Below are 22897 nucleotides of genomic sequence, written 5' to 3'. Positions count from 1 at the left end.
TTTTGCTCGCTTTTCGGTTCTGCTCAAAACCTAAGCGCTCACTTCCGCACCTTAATTTTTATTTACTGATGCGTCATAGATTGAATCTACTGCGTCGCCTAACGCTTTATCGAATTCTTCTTGAGCTTGGCTAGCGCGTAAGTCGCTTGCTAATGCACGTGAGAAGCTTGCGATTAATTCATCGTTGTCTTTTAATAATTTGTTAGCTTCGTCTCTGCTATAACCGCCAGATAATACAACGACACGTACAACGTTAGGATGGTCAGCTAATTCTTTGTATAAGTTAGCTTCAGTAGGAATAGTTAATTTTAACATTACTAATTGATCATCATTTAATGCGTCTAAGCCTTTTTTGATTTCAGCTTTTAATACTTTTTCAATTTCAGCTTTGTCTTTTGCATTAATGTTTACTTCTGGTTCGATGATTGGTACTAACCCTTTAGCAATGATTTTTTTAGCAAATTCGAATTGTTGTTCAACAACGTCTTTGATACCTTGTTCATTTAATTCTAAGATATTAGAACGCATTTTAGTACCAAAGATATGACGTTCATTTGCACGGTCTAATGTTTCGTCTAAGTCATTGATAGGTTTCATTAATTGAACACCATTTTGTTGTTCAGCTAAACCTTTATCGACTTTTAAGAAAGGTACAATACCTTTGTCAGCTAAGTAATCACCAGTATATTTACCTTCTACTTCACGATCCATTGTTTGTTCGAATAGAATTGCACCTAAGATTTTATCAGGTGAAAATGATGGTGAAGTTACTACGCGAGTACGCATATCATGTACAAGTTGGAACATCTCATCTTCATTGCTATATTGGTCTTCATTAATGCCATATTCTTTAAGCGCTTTAGGAGTACTACCGCCACTTTGGTCTAATGCTGCGATAAATCCTTTGCCATTAGTCATTTTTTCTAATTGTTCTTTATTCATACTTTCCACTCCTTAACTTAACTTTCATTTATAGTATGATAAAAAATATTTTTTATCTCAAGCTTTTCAACTCGAAAAATGTGTAAAAGTATTCTGAATATTGTATTAAGTCATAAATTTGACGTAAATTAGAATTATATTGCTGACAATGTAAAAGTATAAGGCTTATTTCTTATCAAGTTGAAGTGAAAATTTCATAGGGTACATAAGGTCTTCATATAGCTCAAATGTTTTTAAGAATATTCCTTACATCGCTCTGAAACTTTAAGAAACCTATACCATGAATATAAAAAACTCAGTGCAAAAGTTTTGTGTACTTTTCACACTGAGTATTGATATATGCAACCTAAATCAGTTTAGAATAGCATTTTGTCACTACCGAACGTATCACCAAGCGCTTGTTGAGCAAGCACGTTGAGGTAATTCCATGGACGATCGTAGTCAGGTTGGAAGAAGAAATCTTGTACGGCTAATTGTTCTAGTGTATATCCTGCTGATATCGCCATAGAAATTGTATTGATAGAAGCTGTAACATCTTCTGTAGACATGACTTGTCCACCTAAAATTTGATGACTATCTTCATCGTAAATGATTTTCATGTGAATTGTAGTTTCGTCTTGCATGAATTTTGGATGGATCAGTTCTTCAACATATTTTTGACCTAAATTGCCATCATAACTATCAGCTTCTGTACCGTGTACACCAGTTTGTCCAAATTTATAATCAAATAATTGCAATCCAGATGTTCCGGATACTCTTGGCATAGTCATATTTTTACCAGTCATATTTTTTGCTGCTACGACACCTTGACGACGAGAGTTTGTCGCTAAAGCAATGTAACGATCTTCTTCAACTGGAGCGAATGGTACAAGTGTTGCGTCGCCACCGGCATATACATCTTTAGCAGAAGTTTGTTGTTGATGGTCAATATTGATAATACCTTTTTCGCCTAATTCAATTTTGCCATCTAACCATTCAGTTGCAGGTGTAACACCGACTGCGAATAAAACAGTATCTGCTTCATATTCATTTTTATCGGTTACAACTTTTGTTACGTTTCCATTGTCATCACCAGTTAATGATTGAACGGTTTCACCGCCTTTGAAGTAAAGACCATGTTTTTCTGAATTTTGTTGTAAAATGTCAGTGAATTCTTGATCTAAATACGTATTTAAAATTCTATCTGCAATGTCAACTATCGTTGTTTCAATACCTGCTTTAGCGAAGGCTTCGGCAGCTTCGATACCAATATAGCCACCACCTACGACAACCGCTTTTTTAGCTTGAGGCATGCGTTGCTTAATTTGATCTGCCCATTCACGACCACGCATAAATAGTACGTTATTATACTGATCAATGCCGTCAATTGGAGGAGTAACTGGTTTACCGCCAGGACTTAAGAACAATTTGTCATACGTTACTTCATTAGATTGTCCATTTTGTTCTACAGTTATCATTTTTTTATCTGTATTTAAGTCAGTAACAGTACTGTTTACATGGATGTTAACTCCTTGTTCTTTATAAGAAGCTTTAGAAGCATAGTGTAATGAATCTAATGACGGTGAAACATCTTCTAAATAGCTTTGAATACCACAAGATAAGAATGAAGGTTTATCTCCACTTTCAAATACATGAATTTCAGCATTTGAATCTTCTTTTAAAAGTGTTTCAATCACTTCATAACCAGCATGTGATGTACCAACGACTACATATTTCATGATTAAATTCCTCCTTAAGACTTTGTTAATCTATAGTAAAATGCGTAAGCATTATTAGAATTAATGTTTACATTATTATTATTTCCGTTTTAATTATCGATTATTCAATTTATCATTGCTATAATGTTGGATTTCAAAAAATCGTCAAAAAAGGGCCATACCATAGTGATGAAACACTATCATATGACCCTCTATCAATAAAATTTAAATTTATTAGATTATGAAGTTTTTTCTCTACGTTTGCGTCCGCCAATTAATAATCCGCCTGCTAGAAGTGACGTACCAGCGATTAAATCCATCCCTACATGTGTGTCATTATGACCTGTTTCAGGAAGTGAAGATTTAGAATGCTTTGGTAAATCAGAAGATTTTACGTCTCCTACATAGAATGAATTAAGTTCTCTAGTAGAATCAACGGCTACTTCTTTTTTGGCCACGTGTTTAGGTTCTTTATAAGGTTTTGTTGTGATATCTTGGCCAGTATAACAATCTTCGCTATTCAAAGTGCTATAATTACCAAAGTTTCCACTTTTATATTGAACCTCACCATCTTTATAAACTTTATAAGTACCCACACCTGCACCAGATTTATTATTAATACCGATTTCGTAGTAGTCCCCTTTATCTTTTACGGCATTGAAATTCTGTAAGTTGGGATTGCCACCGCTGTTTTTCATAGCTTGTTGTGCTACGTCTTTTGCATTATTTGCAGTTACTTCATCCGCTTTTGCTTCAGAAACATTTGCAGTCGTAAATAATACTGCCCCAGTTATTACAGTTGTTGCAATAAGAGAAACCTTGTTCACAATGATAACCCCATTTCGAATTTGAGAATTTAGAATTTGAAATAATGTTTTCTACGCTTTTAGTGTACCACCTGAATAAAATAATCATACCGGTTTAAAAGAAACATTATTGAAACTTTAAGATAAGTTAAAGAAGTTAATATATCCTCACGATTTGTTCATATTTACTTATCAATTTATTCATAAAATGTCTTCGATAGAGTGCAATCAACATGTGATATGTAATTTTAAAATAACTATACACTTTAGTTTACATACACTATATAATTAATTTATATAGTAGTTTATATGTATTAAGCATCAAGCTATTCATTTTCAGAAAAAAGGGGATTAATAGGTATGAAAAAAATGGTGAGTGCATGTCTAGTGACATCTTTATTATTAGCAAGTTGTAGTACGGGGCAAAGTAATGACAATAAAGGAAGTTCAAATCTTTCAGACGATAAATCTCAGTCATCTAAAAGTAATAAAAATTCTAAAAATAATAATTCAAATCATGCATCAAGTCAAAGTTCTAATGACAAGAGTCAAGAGGACGCTAATCAGGAGAATACGCATTCAAATACTTATTATGCGAAAGTATGGTTAACGGCATTAGAAAGCTATAGGGGAAACAGTGATATAAAATTTGACGATTTAGATATTAAACATGGGGATGTTTCAGGTAAATTAATTGATCCTTATTTACCTGATGTTTCTGTAAAATTTCCAGAAGGAACTGAAATTTTGACTGCAAGCGTTCATGCTGCTGGGTCAGTCTATTATAAAAATAATGGAGACGGTACGATAACGATTTATCCCGTGCCATCACAATTTAACGGTCCGATTTACGGTGATGAATATGGCAAGAAAGAATCACAACGTGTACTAGACAAAGCTTCAACTGTAAAATTATATGACGCAAGTGATAGTGAAATTAATAAAATAAGTGCATTAATGTCATCAGAACCTGCAAGTTATGGAGATCCAATCGATACTCAATCAAGTTCAGATTCAGATGATGATAATAGTTCAGATAGTACTACAGTGACACGAAGTAATGTAATCGATTTGGTGGAAGATTATGAAGGACACAAATTAGATACTGACACATATACTTACAAAGAGCCTGAAGAAGACAGTGATGGCAATTGGGGATTCTCATTTACAGATAAAGATGGGGAACTCGCAGGCTCTTACATTATAGATCAAGATGGCATTGTTACTAAGTATGATAAACATGGTGATGAGGAATAATAAATAGTAAGAAAGGTCCAGAACAAATAGCTTCTGGGCCTTTTAATTATAAGTGTTTCTTAGCAATCGTAGGTATACTGATAGCCATGAGAATCATGAATAAGATATGAGCTTCCATCCACAATGCATATGCATTCCAACTGAATTTAAACAATGAACGTTGGGCAATCGCAATTAAAAATGGGTACATGACTATAAAAATAATCGTTAAAGGAACAAATGCTAAGTAATATAGGGGCTTGGAGTAATGATAAATAATTAAAAAAACGATATAGATTACGATACCTATACTTAAATGAATCAACCCTTCAACAATTGTAGGCACTTTCTTCGGGTCAATTAAGAAATCAATATTAAGTAATAGCTGGGTTAAATGCGTCTTTTGAAATAGAACGTCCATCACAATAGTAGTGATTAATAATATAGCGCTGATGACAATTGCACTTAATAAATGATAACCATATCTAAGCCACATAAATTTATCCTCCATAATAATTTTACTTTTTATTATTCCCATAATTAAACAATTTAGACATTTCTATTTGAGTGGTTGAATTCATTTTTAAATTAATAAACCCAAACAATATTTTAATAATTCAGAAAATATTTACAAATCAGAAAATTATTAGTATATTGAGTACTATCATATTACTGGGAATTCATTTTAAGACTGATAAAAAGTGACTCAAAAGCGTTATGAGAAGGAATAATACAGTATAAGAAATGGATGATAAAGCCTAGGGAAGGTGAATTTATCATGAGTAAAGCAAAAAATTTAATTAATGAAGATGAAAAGTATTTCGCTAAGTCAGGACGTATTAAATATTATCCTTTAGCTATTGATTATGGCTATGGTGCGACGCTAGTAGATGTAGATGGAAAGGAATATATAGATTTATTATCAAGTGCAAGTTCGCAAAATGTGGGGCATGCACCTAAGAAAGTCACAGATGCTATTAAAAAACAAGCAGAAAAATTTGTTCATTATACGCCAGCATATATGTATCATGAACCACTTGTACGTTTATCAAAGAAGATTTGTGAAATAGCTCCTGGAGATTTTGAAAAAAGAGTAACGTTTGGTTTAACTGGATCTGATGCTAATGACGGTATTATTAAGTTTGCTCGTGCCTATACCGGACGTCCCTATATGATTAGTTTCACAAACGCATACCACGGTTCAACGTTTGGCGCTTTATCGATGTCAGCTATTAGCTTAAATATGCGAAAACACTATGGACCATTACTTAATGGTTTTTATCATATTCCATTTCCAGACAAATATAGAGGGATGTTTGAACAATCAACATCTAATACAGTGGAAGAATATCTTGCGCCTCTCAAAGAAATGTTTGCGAAATACGTTCCAGCAGAAGAGGTCGCATGCATTGTAGTAGAGACAATACAAGGTGATGGAGGCTTACTTGAACCTGTATCAGGTTATTTTGAAGCCCTACAAGATTTATGTCACCAGCATGGTATTTTAATTGCAGTTGACGATATTCAACAAGGATTAGGACGTACAGGTAGATGGAGTTCTGTGGATCATTTTAACTTTACTCCTGATTTAATTACTTTTGGAAAGTCTCTAGCTGGAGGTTTACCAATGTCAGCTTTGGTAGGTCGTAAAGAAATTATGGAAAGCCTTGAAGCGCCAGCGCATTTATTTACTACAGGTGCCAACCCTGTTAGTTGTGAAGCGGCATTAGCTACATTAGAAATGATAGAAGAGGAAGATTTATTAACCGCTGCCACTGAAAAGGGGAACTACGTACGCCAGCGAATGAATCAATGGATGACACAGTTTGAGAGTGTAGGAGATGTACGAGGTGTTGGATTATCAATAGGTATAGATATTGTGTCTGATAAGGAAATTAAGACACGAGATTCAGAAGCAGCATTGAAAATTTGTAATTATTGCTTTGAGCATGGAGTTGTAATCATTGCAGTCGCAGGAAATGTATTGAGATTTCAACCACCACTAGTAATTACTTATGAACAACTTGATACAGCACTCGATACCATTGAGAATGCACTTAAAGCATTGGAAAAAGGTAACTTAGATCAGTATGAAATTACCGGTCAAGGATGGTAATGAATCAAAAAGATTCTCATTTTATTAAAACTAAATGAGGATCTTTTTTTTATAAAAAAAGGCACAAGTGCTGTAAAAACAACACTTGTGCCACTTAGTATTTATTATTTCGGTGCGTGATATTCTTCTTCATCATTTTTCTTAGAGTGTTTCAGTCCATAAAGTAAGTAAATAACAATACCTACAACGAACCATATTAAAGTATATAATTTAGCTTCAAAGCTTAGTCCCCAGAATACAAGTAATACGAGTACAAATGTAATAGCTGGTAATACTGGATATAATGGTAATTTGAAATCTGGTTTTGGTAAATCCTTACCTTCACGTTTTCTTAAGCGATACATTGCCAGTGATACAAACATAAATGCTACGAGTGTACCTGCAGAAATTAATTGTGCTAAAAAGTTGAATGGGAACATTGAACCTATTACCACACCAATAATTGTTAAAATAAGTAAAGCTCTGTTTGGTAAGTGCTTATGATTTAATTGACTTAACCATGAAGGTAGTAATCCGTCGCGACCAAATGAATACAATAATCGTGATCCGGCTAACATCATACCGATTAAAGCAGTGAACATACCGATAACTGAAATCGCTTGAACCACTGCCGCTATAATTCCATGGCCACTTTTACGTAGAGCCCAACCTACTGGTTCAGCATTGTCTGCATATTGTGAGTAATGGAACATACCAACTAAGACTAATGCCACGGCTACAAATAGTACAATGGCTACTGCAAGAGAACCTAAAATCCCTCTAGGCATTGTTTTTTGAGGGTTAATAGCTTCTGCAGAGTTTGCAGCAATTGAATCAAATCCAATATATGCTAAGAAAATCATTGATACACCAGCATATATACCTTGCCATCCACCAAAATCACCTGATTTTGTAACTTTATGCTCAGGCACAAATGGTACGAAGTTACTAAAGTTGATTGCTGTTAAACCAACAATGACAAATAAGATAATTGCCAAAACTTTAAGTATAACTAGGATATTTTCCATGCGAGCGGCTTCAGTCACACCACGAGAAAGTAATAACGCAGTTAATATAATTACGACAGCAGCGATGATGTCTATTACACCGCCTTTATTGCCGAAAGTATTCGACAACGCGTTAGGTAATGTGATACCAATCGGGGCGATAAGACCTCTTAAGTTAGCTGAAAATCCGGAAGCAACAAAGGCTACCGCAATAAAGTACTCAGCAAGTAATGCCCATCCAGCAACCCATCCGAAGAATTCTCCAAATAATACATTAATCCATGAATATGCTGATCCTGCGAAAGGCATAGTCGATGCCATTTCAGCATATGTAAAAGCTACAAGACCAGCCACTATAGCTGCTAATAGGAACGATAAAGCTACTGCTGGACCGGCGTGCTCTGCAGCAACAACTCCTGGTAGAGTGAAAATGGATGTAGAAACAATTGTACCGACACCTAACGCAAGAAAGTCACGAACACGTAATGTGCGTTTAAGGTGTCCATCTTTATTTTGATAAATTGTTGGATTCTCTTTACGAGTAATCCGGTTAAAAAAACTAGACATAATAAACCTCCACTTACTAATAAGACATCTATTTCGAGCAGTCATGGTGTTTATAGAGATTGTTATAGTCCTTATATAAACATCACGAGTGACCAGCTATTTCTAATAATTTATATCATAGCATAGAATTTTCTTATTTTGTCTAAAAATTCTGAAAAATTAAAGCTTTTCTATCTCTCTTTTGATGAATAAATCAAATGTAAGCATTTCACGAAATGATAAACTTGATTATATCAGATATACAAAAAATAAAAATAGAATTTTTAACGAAATTTTTACCAATATTTTACAATTTACATTTATGGGTTATAAAACGGATAAATTAACATTCTATAGTGGCAAGGTGTAAAATATGATTGAAAAAATAGAAAAGAGGTGGTAGCTATTTCATTAGACAAATATCTCACACAAAATATTTATCAATTTAAAGAGATGGCTATTGCATTGACATTTGTTGGTGGATATATAGATGCTTATACCTTTTTAGAACGTGGAGGCACTTTAGCAGCGGGTCAAACTGGTAACCTCATCTTTCTAGCTTCTGAAGTCTCTCATCATAACCTTGATGGTGGATTGTTAAAGATTATTTCAGTTATCTCATTTATGATAGGTGTCATGTTTGTTTCATTAATACATGCGAAAATAGCTACAAGATATTGGCGTCTTATCGCTTTACTACCAATCACAATGAGTAGCATCACAGTGGGTTTTATACCTGCATCAATACCGAACATCTATATTATTCCACCTTTAGCATTTAGTATGGCCATGCTTACTACTGCGTTTGGTAAAATAGAAGGTGAAGGATATGCTAACACATTTTCAACAGGTAATTTAAAAAAAGCTGTGATTGCGCTAAGTGAATTTATTATAAATAAAGACAAAGTACAATTGAGTAAATCATTGCTTTACATTAGAATAGTAATAAGTTTTGTTGTGGGGGCTATTATATCTGCGTTACTTCAAAAATATATGGGAATCTATACAATTTTAATAGCTGCATTCATTTTAATTAGCGTTTTAATATTTTATAGCTTTCTGATTTATCGCAGAGAACGTAATATTCAGTAATATTAATTTGCATAAGGATGAGTAAAGAAATGGAAATTAAACAGATAAAATATTTCGTAGAAGTCGTTCGCCAAGGGGGAATGACACAAGCGTCAGAACATTTATATATTGCTCAATCAACGATTAGTAAAGCTATAAAAAATATCGAGAATGAATATGATATTACTTTATTCGATCGTTCTCAGAAACAAATTAAATTGACAGATATTGGCCAAACATTTTATGACAATAGTCTAGAATTTTTGGCTCTATTTGAGAAACTATCATTAGAAATGAACGATGTAGTCAATGTTCAAAAGGGCCATATTAAGATAGGACTTTCACCCATGATGAATGTTCAAATGTTTACAAATGCGCTTAATCAATTTCACAAGTTATACCCTAATGTGACATACGAAGTCATTGAAGGTGGAGGGAAAATAGTAGAGAACTTAACTGCTAATGACGATGTAGATATAGGTATAACAACGTTGCCTGTGGACCATTCATTATTCCATTCTGTTTCCTTATACAATGAAGAGTTATTACTAGTAGTCAGTAACGATCATCATCTCTCGGATATGGAAAAGGTAGACCTAGCAGAATTAAAAAATGAAGAATTTGTATTGTTCCACGATGATTATTATCTTAAAGATCAAATTATAGAAAACTGTAAACGTATAGGTTTCTATCCTAAGACAGTCGCTAACATCTCACAAATTAGCTTTATTGCTAACATGATTCAACAAGGTATAGGTATTAGTATTGTACCTGAAAGTTTAGTACGTTTAATGGGAGATAATGTAACGTCCATTCAATTAGAAAATGTAGAACTCTCATGGCATTTAGGTGCCATATGGAGAAAAGATGCTTATTTAAATTATGTAACACGCCAGTGGATAGACTTTATTTCAACACTCCAACCAGTTAAATAAATTTTAAACGCGACTTCTAATTAATTTGTTAGAGGTCGTTTTAGTTTATAAGAGAATATAAAATTAAAGAAAAATGTTTCCATAACGCGTATATTATTTACCACGATTTACGATTAAAAGATCTCATAGCTATTGATATATTATATTTTTCTATATATAAACCATTCCTTTTAAGAATACTTATAATCGTTATTATGTATTTTATTAATACATGTTTTCGTACTATAATTAATTATGTAATAAAGTTAGTCACTAAATAAAACATTTTGAACAAATTGTAACAATTTCGTCACTGAAATAGTGATTTTATAACTAAGGACAATTAAAATTCTAGTTATTTTAATGAAAATATTATAAAAATAAAACTAAGCACATTAATTGTGTCACTTTATTGCGAAGGAGTCGTTAAAATGAAAAAATTTAGTAAAAAAGTTGTATTAATTGGTGATGGATCAGTAGGTTCTAGCTATGCATTTGCTATGGTTACTCAAGGGATTGCAGATGAATTTGTCATCATTGACATTGCGAAAGATAAAGTAGAAGCAGACGTGAAAGATTTAAATCACGGCGCACTCTACAGTGCATCACCAGTCGTAGTAAAAGCTGGGGAATACAGCGATTGTATAGATGCAGACTTAGTTGTCATTACAGCAGGTGCACCACAAAAACCAGGAGAAACACGCTTACAACTTGTAGAGAAAAACACTAAAATTATGAAAAGTATTGTATCAAGTGTAATGGATAGTGGTTTCGATGGTTTCTTCCTAATCGCAGCTAACCCTGTTGATATTTTAACTCGCTATGTTAAAGAAGTCACAGGCTTACCAGTTGAACGCGTTATTGGTTCAGGTACTGTTCTTGATAGTGCGAGATTTAGATATTTAATTAGCCAAGAGCTAAATGTTGTGCCATCAAGTGTACATGCAAGCATTATCGGTGAACATGGTGACTCTGAACTTGCAGTTTGGTCTCAAGCAAATGTTGCAGGTATCTCAGTATTTGATACTTTAAAAGAACAAACAGGCAGTGAAGCTAAAGCTGAAGAAATATATGTGAACACTAGAGGTGCTGCTTACGATATCATCCAAGCTAAAGGTTCTACTTATTATGGTATAGCTTTAGCGCTTTTACGAATTTCTAAAGCATTATTAAATAACGAAAATAGTGTTTTAACTGTATCAAGTCAACTTAATGGGGAATATGGACATAAAGAAGTTTACTTAGGTGTCCCAACATTAATTAACCAAAATGGTGCAGTTAAAATATATGAAACACCTTTAAGCGATAAAGAGAAACAATTATTTAAGCAATCAGTTCAAACACTTGAAGAAACATACGACTCAATTAAACATTTAGTATAACGCATGCTTAAAATTCAAAAGAAATAAAGAAATTAAATTTTTGAAAGGATATGAAATGAATGGCTGACAAACAATATTCAGCAGCAGATATGGTAATTGACACTTTAAAAAATAATGGAATTGAATATGTATTTGGTATTCCGGGAGCAAAAATTGACTACTTATTCAATGCATTAGAAGATGATGGTCCAGAATTAATTGTTACACGTCATGAGCAAAATGCTGCAATGATGGCACAAGGAATCGGACGCTTAACTGGTAAACCAGGCGTTGCACTTGTAACGAGTGGTCCAGGAGTTAGTAATTTAACAACTGGATTACTTACTGCTACATCTGAAGGTGATCCAGTATTAGCAATCGGTGGTCAAGTTAAACGCAATGACTTATTACGTTTAACACATCAAAGTATTGATAACGCAGCACTATTAAAATCATCTACAAAATATAGTGCTGAAGTACAAGACCCAGAATCTTTATCAGAAGTGATGACTAATGCCATGCGTACAGCAACGTCAGGTAAAAATGGTGCAAGTTTTATTAGTATTCCACAAGACGTTATCTCTTCACCAGTTGAAGCTAAAGCAATTTCACTTTGTCAACAACCTCAACTTGGTGTACCAGCTGAAAAAGATGTTCAAGCAGTCATTGATGCTATCAAAAATGCAAAATTCCCAGTTTTATTAGCTGGTATGAGAAGTTCAAGCCAAGCTGAAACAGAAGCTATTCGTCAGTTAGTTGAAAAAACAAGTCTCCCTGTCGTTGAAACATTCCAAGGTGCAGGTGTGATTAGTCGTGAATTAGAAAATCACTTCTTCGGTCGTGTAGGTCTCTTTAGAAACCAAGTTGGTGATGAATTATTAAGAAAAAGTGATTTAGTAGTCACAATTGGTTATGATCCAATCGAATATGAAGCAAGTAACTGGAATAAAGAATTAGACACTAAAATTATTAATATCGATGAAGTTCAAGCAGAAATCACAAACTACATGCAACCAGTCAAAGAATTAATTGGTAATATCGCTGGTACAATTGAACTTATTTCAGAACATGTTGATGAACCATTTATTAATCAAGATCATTTAGATGAACTTGAAAAATTAAGAGTAGAGATTATTGAGGCTACTGGTATTAAAGCGACGCATAAAGATGATGTGATGCACCCAGTTGAAATCATTGAATCTATGCAAAAAGTTTTAACTGATGATACTACAGTAACTGTAGATGTTGGAAGTCACTACATTTGGATGGCACGTAAATTTAGAAGTTATAATCCAAGACATTTATTATTTAGTAACGGTATGCAAACACTTGGAGTGGCACTTCCTTGGGCAATTTCAGCTGCACTTGTCCGTCCTAACACACAAGTTGTCTCTGTAGCTGGTGATGGTGGTTTCCTATTCTCAGCTCAAGATTTAGAAACAGCTGTACGTAAAAACTTAAACATTATTCAATTGATTTGGAATGATGGGCGCTATAATATGGTTGAATTCCAAGAAGAAATGAAATATCAACGTTCTTCAGGTGTAGACTTTGGTGCCGTTGATTTTGTTAAATATGCAGAATCTTTTGGAGCAAAAGGTTTACGTGTATCTAACCAAGAAGAGTTAGAAGCAGCTATAAAAGAAGGTTATGAAACAGATGGTCCTGTATTAATCGATATCCCAGTTAACTACGAAGATAATGTTAAATTATCTACAAACATGTTACCGAATGCTTTAAATTAATTTGAAAGCGTATGTGTTTGTTAAATCATTTTCCAGGATATAAAAAAGAACGCATTCTAGAGAGATAGGTCATCTTTAGTTTGCGTTTCTTAAAGTAATAAGAAATGAATATTAATAGGAGTGAAAAGTAATATGACTAATGTATTGTACCAACACGGAACGCTAGGAACTTTGATGGCAGGTTTATTAGAAGGAACTGCTTCAGTTAATGAGTTACTAGAACATGGGGATTTAGGTATTGGGACACTTACAGGTTCAAATGGTGAGGTCATTTTTATAGATGGTAAAGCTTACCATGCAAATGAACATAAAGAATTTATTGAATTAACTGGCGATGAAATGACACCATATGCTACAGTCACTCAGTTTAAGGCAGACAAAAATTTCAGTATTTCAGATAAAAATCAAGACGATGTTTTTGATGAAGTTAAAAAAGAGATGACAAGCGAAAATATGTTTTCTGCTGTGAAAATTTCAGGTACATTTAAAAAAATGCATGTACGTATGATGCCTGGTCAAGAACCACCTTATACACGTCTTATTGATTCAGCACGTAGACAACCTGAAGAAACACGTGAAAATATCAAAGGTTCTATTGTTGGATTCTTCACACCAGAATTGTTCCATGGGGTGGGTTCAGCAGGATTCCACATTCACTTTGCTAATGATGATCGCGACTTTGGTGGTCACATATTAGATTTTGAAGTAGATAATGTTAATGTAGAGATTCAAAACTTTGAAACGTTTGAACAACACTTCCCAGTAGATGCGAAATCATTTACTGACGCTGAAATTGACTATCAAGATATTGAAGATGAAATTAGAGAAGCTGAATAACAAAAGTTAATCCCAAAGGCGATAGATAATGTCGCTTTTGGGATTTTTTTATGAATTGATATTCAATTATAAATCTTTGGTTTCTATAAATTTAAGATGATAAGCCTTTAAGAAAGTATAAACTGTATCTAGATAAGGCGTGTTAAGTTTATGAAATCTAGCCTTTTGATAGATATACCCCTGAATAGCTTCAACCTCTAAGGGTTGCTGATTTAAAACATCATAATACATACTTGTTCCCATTTCATCAGGATAACCTTGATAAATCTTCATAATGTCATCGATTGTCTGATCTGGAAAATGAATCCCCTCTGATTGAGCAACTTGTAACCCATCGTTAAGAATAGAACGACATATTTCTTTCATGTGTGTTGATTGTAATATTTTAGCGGGTTGATGCCCTATAGCAGTAATTGAATTAATTCCCAAGTTAACAAGAAGTTTATACCAAATTTTGTTTTGGATATCACTTTCTAAAATAAGTTCAATCTTAGAAGAAGAAAGCTGCTGTTTTAACTTACGAGTATCTGATGAGTCTTGTAGATGTAAGCGATAATCACGAAAGTGAGTGATTTTATCGTTTCTTTTTTGACCACTAATATAGACAACAGCTTGATAAACATGTTGGTGAGGAATATGTTGTGATTGACCATAACCATTTTGGGCTAAGATTATAAGTGAATCTTTATGGGCTATAGTTGGTAATTGCTTAATGACGTTTTGAAGTTGATGTGTTTTAACAGCGATGATTATGACATCGAATGAATGATGCGTGTTATCGTATGAAACAACATCAATGTTTTGTGCTTGAGAAGTATTTTCCGGGAAATAGGTCATTGTTTTATTATGGCGACCAATGAGTTGTGTATCAGGTAAGGCAGCTTTTAATTCAGCAGCAATCGTTGTTCCAACAGCCCCTGGACCAATAACGGCAATTGTCATAATATAATTCTTTCCTTTCTTGGTGCAATTCATTATACTATTGCTAATAATAAAGGAAATTGAGGTTGAAATGAATTGAAAACATTAAGTCAATTGATAAAGATGAAAGACGAGCAAACTAAAATTTCTATGGTAACAGCTTATGATTTTCCGAGTGCAAAGCAAGCAGAACAAGCTAGGATTGACATGATCTTAGTTGGAGATTCACTTGGAATGACCGTATTAGGATACGAAAGTACAGTTCAAGTGACCGTTGAAGATATGATTCATCATGGAAAGGCTGTGAGAAGGGGCGCACCTAACACATTTGTAGTTGTTGATATGCCTATAGGGACTGTAGGTGTATGTGATGAAGATGATTTGAAATATGCACTTAAACTTTATCAAGCAACACAGGCGAATGCTTTAAAAGTAGAAGGTGCACATCTTGTTTCATTTATTCAAAAAGCAACACGTATGGGTATTCCCATTGTTTCTCATTTAGGACTTACACCACAAAGTGTTGGTGTGATGGGATATAAATTACAAGGGGGAACGAAGGAAGCGGCAGTACAACTGATTGAAGATGCAAAAGCTATGCAAGAAGCAGGCGCAGTGCTTCTAGTATTAGAAGCAATTCCAAGTGATTTAGCTCAAGTCATTAGCCAACAATTAACGATACCAGTGATTGGCATTGGCGCTGGGAAAGAGACTGACGGTCAGGTATTGGTTTACCATGATCTGTTGAATTATGGTATAGATCGACAGGCCAAATTTGTAAAACAATATGCTGACTTTTCAGTTGGTGTGGATGGTTTAAAACAATATGATAATGAAGTGAAGTCAGGTGAATTCCCTTCAGAAGCTCACACTTATAGGAAAAAGATTATGAGCGAGGTCGACATCAATGACTAAAATCGTTACAACTATTAATGATATGCAAGAGATTGTGAAGTCATACCGTTCTCAAGGGAAGACAATAGGCTTTATACCTACAATGGGAGCATTACATGATGGTCACTTGAAAATGATGCGTATGTCAGTTGAGAACAATGATGTAACAGTCATTAGTATATTTGTTAATCCTTTACAATTTGGACCGAACGAAGATTTTAATGCATATCCACGTCAAATTGACCAGGATGTTAAAGCTGTAGAAAGTATTAATGTTGATTACGTCTTTTATCCTAGTGTGGAGGAAATGTACCCTGATCAGTTAGATATTACGCTTAAGGTAGGACGTTTAGCTGAAGTGCTTGAAGGTGCACAACGACCAGGGCACTTCGAAGGAGTAGTCACAGTAGTAAATAAACTATTTAATATCGTTAGTCCTGATTATGCTTATTTTGGGAAAAAGGATGCGCAACAGTTAGCAATAATTGAAAAAATGGTTAAAGATTTTAATCATCCTATTCAAATTGTTGGTGTCGATATTGTACGTGAAGAGGATGGGTTAGCTAAGAGTTCTAGAAATGTATACTTAACTCAAGAAGAACGAAAAGAAGCTATTCATTTAAATAAAAGTTTGCAAATTGCACGTGATTTATATGAAAAAGGTGAGAGACAAAGTTGTGTCATCATTCAAAGTATTACTTCTTATTTAAACAACAATACTAGTGGACACGTTGATGAAGTAGCTATCTACAGTTATCCAGAATTAGTTGAACAGAAATGGATGAGCGGACAAGTTTTTATTTCATTAGCAGTTAAATTTTCAAAAGCACGTTTGATAGATAATATGATTATTGGAGAGGGCAAATAATGATAAGAACGATGATGAATTCTAAGATTCATAGAGCGAGGGTCACGGAGTCAAACTTAAATTATGTAGGTAGTATTACGATAGATTCGAATATCTTAGATGCGGTGGATATTTTACCTAATGAAAAGGTCGCTATTGTGAATAATAATAATGGTGCCAGATTTGAAACATATGTTATTGCTGGAGAACGTGGAAGCGGTAAAATTTGTCTAAATGGTGCAGCTTCTCGTTTAGTAGAAGTGGGTGATATCGTCATTATAATGACTTATGCACAATTAAATGAAAAAGAAGTTAAAAATCATTCACCCAAAGTAGCAGTTATGAATGAGTACAATGAAATTATAGAAATGATACATGAGAAAGAGAACTCGATTGTGCCATAAAAAAGCAATACCTAAAACTTAAAGATATATGAAAGATTATTGCTGAGTTACTAATGAGTAGCTCGGCAATTTTTATATTAAAAACTAGGATAACACTAATATTATTATATAAATATAAAATTATATAGATAACAATATAAATATGGTATATAATCTAAAATATCTTAATAGTGGAGGTCCAAACATCTATGAATTGTCCTAAATGTGGCCAGAATATTCAACCAGAAGACGTCTTTTGCGGTAACTGTGGTACTAAGCTTCAATCTGTTACTACAGAAACTACTGGGATAACATCATCAGAAACTACAAATAAAGAGACATTAGATAAACGAACTAAAGAAACTAAGGAGCATGTACAATCAACACTTACGGATGTTAATCATCATCAAAATATTAATCAATCTGTAGTCAATCAAAATGATACACATCATCCTGTTAATCAAACATTTGAACAGGCACGTACAAATGAGAAAGATTTTCTTAATGAATTAAAAGAATTTTTTATTAATGCTTTTAAACGACCAGATCAAGTTATTAAAGATAATCAAACATTTAGTTTTAGAATACTGATTACTCTTATTGTTGCAGGACTACTGTTGATAAGTTTATTTACTACTATGCTTATTCCGAGTCAAGTAGGTTTATTTGAAATACAAAAAGAAGATATCTTACTTAGATTTGTTTTAAGTTTAGCTATTATCTTAGCAATTCATATTGGAATTACATATGCGGTGGTAAGATTAACAGTTATTCCTGAAATCAAGTTCAATAAATTATTATCAGATTATGTAATCATCAATACGTTTACAGTAGCTTTATTAATTTTCTCAGGAATAATTTTTGCATTAAATTCATATAAATTTGCGGCACTTATTTTTATTGTTATGTATCTATTTTTTACAATATCACCCGCGTATATCCTCGGGAAATATAGTTCATTGTATGAAACTAGAATTTCAGGTGTTTACGGCGTGATTATTTTGATATTTGCTTTAGCCATCATAGCTTTAATCTTTGGGGAAAACGTGATTGAAAGTGTAGTAATGCAAGACTTAAGTAGATTGTTCGGAAGAGTGATTTAATTGAGATTTTGTAAATATTGTGGAAACCCATTAAATCCCAATCATAAAGTATGTACACGTTGTGGTAAACCTACAGGATACTCTGAACAGTCTATGTCTAGAAATGATGTACGTCTACCTTATCCCCCAGGGCGTTATAGTGATGCTTATCAATTTAAGAAACCGAATAAACCATTAATTATTATTTCAATTTTAGTAGCAGTCATCGCCATTACTTTAATAAGTGTGTTCATATTTTTAAAGCATCAACTGTCTCCAGAACAAAGTGTGGATCAAATTTCAGATGCACTTAAGAAAGAAGACCATCGTCAACTTTCTAAATTACTCACTTCTGATGGAAAGAAGCTTAATGATAATCAAGCACATGCATATCTTCGATTTTTAAAAAATGAAGGAAAATTAAATGAACTTTCTCAAGATTTAAAAGATAGTCTGAAAAATTTGAAAACGTCTAAAGCTAAGACGCATACAATAAGTATCAATCAATTAGCAATTATTAAAATAGAGAAAAATGGTAAACGTTTTGGAGTGTTTGACCATTACACGTTTAATATTCCTAAATATTCTATAGCAATGTATTCACATGATGATGGGAAAATTAATTATGATTACAATGGTCAAACTCATACTATCAATTTAAAAAAGGATGAATCCGTTGAAGTAGGCACATTTCCACTTGGTAATTATCAACTCGATGCCAAAAAACAAGTTGGTAATCAAACATTCAAGGGTAATATAACTATTTTAATGACACCAGCACGTTCTATCGTTAAGGAGAATTTTAAAGAAAAACGCTTTATGATTAAGCCTAATCATACTTATAAAGTAAATGATATTAAGTTGTTTATTAATAATAAAGTTGATGAACGTTTCGATGAAAATAAAGTATATGGACCATACAATTCAAATGATAATATTATGGTTCATTTAGAGGGAAAAATTGGAAAACATACAGTTAAGACAAATAGTGAACGTGTAGGATTGCCGGAAGGAACTGAAGAGTATAAGACAATCGAACTATCTTTTAATAGTGAAGAAATCAATAAATACGAAGATGAATCTAATGAGTCTGATGACTCTAGTGGCTCTGATAAAGATGACAAAGAAAAGAAAGATAGGGACGATGGCGACAAAGGTACATCTGAAGATCATAAAAGTAAAGAAGATGAGGATAAAGAAGATAAAGAAGATAATACTGAGAAAAGAGTGAAGGCTGACTTAACGCAAACAGAAGCGATAAATATCATTAAGAAGTATGAAAATGATAAATTTGAAAGTAAAGATTATTCTTTTGAGCTGCAACCCTACCAAAGTAGCGGTGAAAATATCGTAAAGGTAAAGAATAATAAAGGGAAACTTGTTTATACATACCGTATTAACACTCCAATTAAATTTATATATAAAACAGACTCTGACAACAACTACATTTCATCAGGAGTCTATGAAGGAATTTAATTACTAAAATAATTTTTAAAAGATGAGCTTTAGGAAGCTTGGGCATAAAATTGTCTTAACTTCCTAAAGCTTTTTTATTTATTGAGGTATAATTGGGATAATTAATTGAGAATCATAGTTAGCACCAGTATGAATATAGTGATGTCCTTTATTAACTGTTTCATGATGTTCATAACGTGTACTTAAACCAGGAGAGCTAGTGCCTTTAATAATTTCATTTCCTTTTATAACTACAACGAGCGTTTCACCTTGTTTAAAGTAAGTACTTGAAGGTAAAATTTCTATTTCAATTGGTACAATCTCGCCTTTTTTCAATTTTAATTCTTGTTCGTGTTTATGCCATGGTTGTATAATAGTAGATTTTTCATCATCTAATTTACGGTGAGATACTCTTAACCAACCTGTAGCAACTTGTCCTTGTTCAATATGGTTGAAGTCAGGGAAATTAACTTCATTACCTTGTCTATCTAATTTTTTAATACCTGCGAATATCTCCATATCATCTGCTTCGTTAGAAGAAACCCATAGTTTTAAATTCATATTTCCAGTTAACTCTGTATCTTCAGAAAATGTATATGTGAAACGTAGTGACTCATTATCTTTTTCAGAGTGATAGTGTGAAACATGAGTTTGTTTTGGTTTATCTAAATTGAGGGAATGATTCTCTCCGTCTAGATATAGAGCTGTATATTGTGTATTAGGTATAGGGAAATCAGATGCTTCACGATAATGTCCTTGATAGAACTTCTCACGGACTTCATAAGTCACAGTTGGGGTATCTTTCCAATCGTTGTCCTCTTTTTTAAGGTAATAATCAAAGAATAACTTTTGCTTCTCTAAATTTTCACGCGCATAATAGCTTTCCCACTCTTTTCGACCATGAACATATAACCATTTATTAACTGAGCTTGCTTGTTTAAAGCCTTCAAATGTACCACGATTGTGTAAACCTTGTGTAGACCAACTGGCACAAGTAAATAACGGAATTCGAATTTGAGGAAGAGGTACTTGATGTGCTTTCCAATAGCTATCAAAAAGTGTGTGATCTTTTTGAGCTTGAATTAAACCTTCAATATTTGGATTATTTGGCCATCTAGCGAAAATGCCTTTAATCCAAAAACGGAAAAATCCTGTATCAGGAATTCCGCCATGAAAAGCGACCTCTCTATACATATCATTTAATCCTTCCCAAGGAATCATAGCTTTTAAGTGAGGAGGATTGAGGGAGGCTACCCACCATTGAGTCACTGCTAAATAAGAGACTCCATTCGTTCCAACATTACCGTTGGACCATTCTTGTTGTGACGCCCATTCAATGACTTCATAATAATCTTTAGCTTCACGTTTTGACCAAGGTGATAGAATGCCATTTGAACCTGAACTACCTCTCAGTGCTACTTTGACTACTACATACTCATTTGGTACCCAAAATCCAGGATCAGGGGATTCCTCAGGTGTAAAACTAGATGTTGCTATATTACCTAAGGTAGGCCATTTTGCCCCCATGTTAGTGATTTTAGGTTTGTTATCTTTACCATATGTGTCTGCTGACATGACAACTGGAAAACGACCTTCCTTATTAGGTCTAAAAATATTTAAATATAGAGTTTCACCGTCTTTCATGATAACTTCTACATCTTTTTCCATTATCATCTCTTGATTACCATATTGGACGCTATCTACAACGATATAATTGAGCCCTTTATGAACATCATTAACATCAGTTACATTTAATTCTGGATTACCTAATAAATGATTCATTAATGTGACCTCCTTTTATTGAGAATGGTTTTCAATACACTTTCATCTTACTAAGCGTGTTTATAATTAACAATAATCATTTTCTTAAGTTTGTCTAAAACCCAACAGAATGCTTATAATTGTGGAAAGAGATAAAAAGAAGGTGACAAGATGTCTCATGATAGAAGAGTAAGAAAAACACAAACTGCAATTAAAGATGCCCTCATTACATTATTAGAAAAGAAGCGTTTTGAAGAAATTACAATTCAAGAAATATCTGATTTAGCAGACGTAAATAGAAGTACATTTTATACTCACTTTATAGATAAATATGACTTATTAGATAAGATGGAAAATGAGAAAATTGATGAAATTAGAAGTTTTCTCGAGAGTAGTAAGAATGATGACGAACTGAAAATTTCAGAAAGCCAGTTAAGAGAGACAATGGATTTTGTGATTAATAGTATAGGAGAACATCTAGATTTCTATAAACTTATGTTTAACTTAGGTAAAGAGTCCAATTTACATGAAAAATTATACGAACTATTAACTGGGCACTTGAATCATGTAGTTAACGATAATGATAAAATCGGAGATATTCCATTTCCGTATTTTATGAGTTATGTCTCAGGCGCTGGTTTATCTTTAATACGTCATTGGGTTGAGGATGAAAATAGAATTTCAAAAGAGGAATTGATTCAACATTTTTATGAAATCGTTAATAATGGTCCAGCAACACTTATAAGACGAGAAAAGGGAATTTAATATAATATAGATAAAAAGTGACACATCTCTACATTGTGAAGTTTGTAAGAGATGTGCCACTTTTTTAATTTGCATGAATATGATTAATTCATTTGAGAATAATCTTGGCCGTTAAGCATCCAACGCACACCATATTTATCGGTAAAAGTTCCCATTTTACCGCCCCAGAATTGCTCTTCTAATGGCATTTCAATGTTGATAGATTCGTGATCTTTAATTTTATTGTAGAAATTCTCAACACGTTCAGTATCTGTTTTATCATTAGTATCAAAATCAATTAATAAAGAAATACCATTATTTATATTATCTACACGTCCAAAAGAATCAGAACATAAGATTTTAACACCTAAAATCTCAAATTCTGCATGCATCGTTGCTTCTTCACCTTGTTCTTTTGTTAAACCAAAATTTTCAGCTTGTTCTTCGCCTACTGCTAATCTGTTTACATTAGTTGCTCCAAAGACGTCTTCATAGTATTCAAGTGCATCTTTTGCTTTATCAAATGATAAATATGGATGTAATTGTGTCATAT

21 protein-coding genes are annotated in these 22897 nt (G+C 33.3%); 13 read left to right on the top strand and 8 right to left on the bottom strand.

Translation table 11 applies throughout. The annotated features are described in order from the left end of the window. Positions 1-51: 51 nt before the first annotated feature. The 3 genes from HMPREF2706_RS01605 to HMPREF2706_RS01595 form a co-directional block, all read right to left on the bottom strand. Positions 52-942, bottom strand: coding sequence for a fructose bisphosphate aldolase (locus HMPREF2706_RS01605; protein ID WP_037550609.1), 891 nt, complete (start codon positions 940-942; stop codon positions 52-54). Between the two features lie 356 nt (positions 943-1298). Then, positions 1299-2660 (bottom strand): FAD-dependent oxidoreductase, encoded by a 1362-nt coding sequence (locus tag HMPREF2706_RS01600; RefSeq protein WP_030059068.1) that lies wholly within the window; start codon positions 2658-2660, stop codon positions 1299-1301. A 218-nt stretch (positions 2661-2878) separates the two neighbouring features. After that, on the bottom strand, positions 2879-3466 hold the full coding sequence (locus HMPREF2706_RS01595; RefSeq protein WP_023351068.1) for a hypothetical protein: 588 nt from the start codon (positions 3464-3466) through the stop codon (positions 2879-2881). 339 nt (positions 3467-3805) lie between these two features. Here HMPREF2706_RS01595 and HMPREF2706_RS01590 point away from each other — a divergent pair, with 339 nt between their 5' ends. Continuing rightward, a complete protein-coding gene (locus tag HMPREF2706_RS01590; protein ID WP_070474513.1) occupies positions 3806-4702 on the top strand; it encodes a hypothetical protein in 897 nt (298 codons plus the stop codon). 46 nt (positions 4703-4748) lie between these two features. Here HMPREF2706_RS01590 and HMPREF2706_RS01585 read toward each other — a convergent pair whose 3' ends face one another. Further along, positions 4749-5177: a hypothetical protein gene (locus HMPREF2706_RS01585; protein ID WP_002432723.1), complete on the bottom strand. Its 429-nt coding sequence runs from the start codon at positions 5175-5177 to the stop codon at positions 4749-4751. 282 nt (positions 5178-5459) lie between these two features. On the opposite strand from HMPREF2706_RS01585, the gene HMPREF2706_RS01580 reads away from it, so the two are divergent. Then, positions 5460-6797 (top strand): aspartate aminotransferase family protein, encoded by a 1338-nt coding sequence (locus HMPREF2706_RS01580; protein ID WP_030059072.1) that lies wholly within the window; start codon positions 5460-5462, stop codon positions 6795-6797. Positions 6798-6901: 104 nt separating this feature from the next. On the opposite strand, the gene HMPREF2706_RS01575 is transcribed toward HMPREF2706_RS01580, so the two are convergent. After that, positions 6902-8350, bottom strand: coding sequence for an APC family permease (locus HMPREF2706_RS01575; RefSeq protein WP_030059074.1), 1449 nt, complete (start codon positions 8348-8350; stop codon positions 6902-6904). A 375-nt stretch (positions 8351-8725) separates the two neighbouring features. Between HMPREF2706_RS01575 and HMPREF2706_RS01570 the strand changes: the two genes are divergently transcribed. From HMPREF2706_RS01570 to budA, 5 genes are all read left to right on the top strand, one after another. Then, complete coding sequence (locus tag HMPREF2706_RS01570) at positions 8726-9421, top strand: YoaK family protein (RefSeq protein WP_002432493.1); 696 nt, start codon at positions 8726-8728, stop codon at positions 9419-9421. 29 nt (positions 9422-9450) lie between these two features. Next, positions 9451-10335: a cidABC operon transcriptional activator CidR gene (locus HMPREF2706_RS01565; RefSeq protein ID WP_002432944.1), complete on the top strand. Its 885-nt coding sequence runs from the start codon at positions 9451-9453 to the stop codon at positions 10333-10335. 410 nt (positions 10336-10745) lie between these two features. After that, on the top strand, positions 10746-11696 hold the full coding sequence (locus HMPREF2706_RS01560) for an L-lactate dehydrogenase (RefSeq protein WP_070862153.1): 951 nt from the start codon (positions 10746-10748) through the stop codon (positions 11694-11696). A 59-nt stretch (positions 11697-11755) separates the two neighbouring features. After that, positions 11756-13420 carry an acetolactate synthase AlsS gene (alsS, locus tag HMPREF2706_RS01555; protein ID WP_070862152.1) on the top strand — a complete coding sequence of 555 codons (1665 nt, stop codon included), beginning with the start codon at positions 11756-11758 and terminating at the stop codon, positions 13418-13420. A gap of 132 nt (positions 13421-13552) precedes the next feature. Then, a complete protein-coding gene (gene budA / locus HMPREF2706_RS01550; RefSeq protein ID WP_002432571.1) occupies positions 13553-14257 on the top strand; it encodes an acetolactate decarboxylase in 705 nt (234 codons plus the stop codon). Between the two features lie 66 nt (positions 14258-14323). On the opposite strand, the gene HMPREF2706_RS01545 is transcribed toward budA, so the two are convergent. Further along, the gene (locus HMPREF2706_RS01545) at positions 14324-15199 is read right to left on the bottom strand and encodes an oxidoreductase (RefSeq protein ID WP_049427820.1); all 876 of its coding nucleotides are present in this window, start codon (positions 15197-15199) and stop codon (positions 14324-14326) included. 75 nt (positions 15200-15274) lie between these two features. Here HMPREF2706_RS01545 and panB point away from each other — a divergent pair, with 75 nt between their 5' ends. The 5 genes from panB to HMPREF2706_RS01520 all read left to right on the top strand — a co-directional run bounded on the left by panB (position 15275) and on the right by HMPREF2706_RS01520 (position 19860). Then, positions 15275-16093, top strand: coding sequence for a 3-methyl-2-oxobutanoate hydroxymethyltransferase (panB, locus tag HMPREF2706_RS01540; protein ID WP_030059089.1), 819 nt, complete (start codon positions 15275-15277; stop codon positions 16091-16093). Beyond that, positions 16086-16940 carry a pantoate--beta-alanine ligase gene (gene panC / locus HMPREF2706_RS01535; RefSeq protein ID WP_070862151.1) on the top strand — a complete coding sequence of 285 codons (855 nt, stop codon included), beginning with the start codon at positions 16086-16088 and terminating at the stop codon, positions 16938-16940. The genes panB and panC overlap by 8 nt, the downstream gene beginning before the upstream one ends. Continuing rightward, entirely contained in the window at positions 16940-17323 is a 384-nt protein-coding gene (panD, locus tag HMPREF2706_RS01530; protein WP_030059091.1) for an aspartate 1-decarboxylase, read from the top strand. The genes panC and panD overlap by 1 nt, the downstream gene beginning before the upstream one ends. A gap of 188 nt (positions 17324-17511) precedes the next feature. Further along, entirely contained in the window at positions 17512-18405 is an 894-nt protein-coding gene (locus HMPREF2706_RS01525) for a zinc ribbon domain-containing protein (protein WP_002432610.1), read from the top strand. Beyond that, positions 18406-19860 (top strand): TcaA second domain-containing protein, encoded by a 1455-nt coding sequence (locus HMPREF2706_RS01520; protein WP_030059093.1) that lies wholly within the window; start codon positions 18406-18408, stop codon positions 19858-19860. It begins immediately after the preceding gene. A gap of 78 nt (positions 19861-19938) precedes the next feature. On the opposite strand, the gene HMPREF2706_RS01515 is transcribed toward HMPREF2706_RS01520, so the two are convergent. After that, positions 19939-21621, bottom strand: coding sequence for a CocE/NonD family hydrolase (locus tag HMPREF2706_RS01515; RefSeq protein WP_064212216.1), 1683 nt, complete (start codon positions 21619-21621; stop codon positions 19939-19941). Positions 21622-21771: 150 nt separating this feature from the next. Between HMPREF2706_RS01515 and HMPREF2706_RS01510 the strand changes: the two genes are divergently transcribed. Continuing rightward, a complete protein-coding gene (locus HMPREF2706_RS01510; RefSeq protein ID WP_030059095.1) occupies positions 21772-22365 on the top strand; it encodes a TetR/AcrR family transcriptional regulator in 594 nt (197 codons plus the stop codon). An 83-nt stretch (positions 22366-22448) separates the two neighbouring features. On the opposite strand, the gene HMPREF2706_RS01505 is transcribed toward HMPREF2706_RS01510, so the two are convergent. Then, positions 22449-22895 (bottom strand): VOC family protein, encoded by a 447-nt coding sequence (locus tag HMPREF2706_RS01505; RefSeq protein WP_002432211.1) that lies wholly within the window; start codon positions 22893-22895, stop codon positions 22449-22451. Between the last annotated feature and the right edge of the window lie 2 nt (positions 22896-22897).

Origin of the sequence: Staphylococcus sp. HMSC067F07, from assembly GCF_001837405.1 — a bacterium.
GTDB lineage: Bacteria > Bacillota > Bacilli > Staphylococcales > Staphylococcaceae > Staphylococcus > Staphylococcus capitis.
The sequence above is the reverse complement of the archived record's forward strand: the minus strand, read 5'-3'. Positions and strand labels throughout refer to the sequence as shown.

What these genes read in the sequence shown, in the direction of transcription:
- HMPREF2706_RS01525 (WP_002432610.1), top strand. Translation starts at nt 17,512, where the DNA reads ATGAATTGTCCTAAATGTGGCCAGAATATTCAACCAGAAGACGTCTTT.
- HMPREF2706_RS01600 (WP_030059068.1), bottom strand. Translation starts at nt 2,660, where the DNA reads ATGAAATATGTAGTCGTTGGTACATCACATGCTGGTTATGAAGTGATT.
- HMPREF2706_RS01565 (WP_002432944.1), top strand. Translation starts at nt 9,451, where the DNA reads ATGGAAATTAAACAGATAAAATATTTCGTAGAAGTCGTTCGCCAAGGG.
- HMPREF2706_RS01580 (WP_030059072.1), top strand. Translation starts at nt 5,460, where the DNA reads ATGAGTAAAGCAAAAAATTTAATTAATGAAGATGAAAAGTATTTCGCT.
- HMPREF2706_RS01515 (WP_064212216.1), bottom strand. Translation starts at nt 21,621, where the DNA reads ATGAATCATTTATTAGGTAATCCAGAATTAAATGTAACTGATGTTAAT.
- HMPREF2706_RS01560 (WP_070862153.1), top strand. Translation starts at nt 10,746, where the DNA reads ATGAAAAAATTTAGTAAAAAAGTTGTATTAATTGGTGATGGATCAGTA.
- HMPREF2706_RS01605 (WP_037550609.1), bottom strand. Translation starts at nt 942, where the DNA reads ATGAATAAAGAACAATTAGAAAAAATGACTAATGGCAAAGGATTTATC.
- HMPREF2706_RS01585 (WP_002432723.1), bottom strand. Translation starts at nt 5,177, where the DNA reads ATGTGGCTTAGATATGGTTATCATTTATTAAGTGCAATTGTCATCAGC.
- HMPREF2706_RS01575 (WP_030059074.1), bottom strand. Translation starts at nt 8,350, where the DNA reads ATGTCTAGTTTTTTTAACCGGATTACTCGTAAAGAGAATCCAACAATT.
- alsS (WP_070862152.1), top strand. Translation starts at nt 11,756, where the DNA reads ATGGCTGACAAACAATATTCAGCAGCAGATATGGTAATTGACACTTTA.
- panC (WP_070862151.1), top strand. Translation starts at nt 16,086, where the DNA reads ATGACTAAAATCGTTACAACTATTAATGATATGCAAGAGATTGTGAAG.
- HMPREF2706_RS01545 (WP_049427820.1), bottom strand. Translation starts at nt 15,199, where the DNA reads ATGACAATTGCCGTTATTGGTCCAGGGGCTGTTGGAACAACGATTGCT.
- panD (WP_030059091.1), top strand. Translation starts at nt 16,940, where the DNA reads ATGATAAGAACGATGATGAATTCTAAGATTCATAGAGCGAGGGTCACG.
- HMPREF2706_RS01590 (WP_070474513.1), top strand. Translation starts at nt 3,806, where the DNA reads ATGAAAAAAATGGTGAGTGCATGTCTAGTGACATCTTTATTATTAGCA.
- HMPREF2706_RS01505 (WP_002432211.1), bottom strand. Translation starts at nt 22,895, where the DNA reads ATGACACAATTACATCCATATTTATCATTTGATAAAGCAAAAGATGCA.
- HMPREF2706_RS01510 (WP_030059095.1), top strand. Translation starts at nt 21,772, where the DNA reads ATGTCTCATGATAGAAGAGTAAGAAAAACACAAACTGCAATTAAAGAT.
- budA (WP_002432571.1), top strand. Translation starts at nt 13,553, where the DNA reads ATGACTAATGTATTGTACCAACACGGAACGCTAGGAACTTTGATGGCA.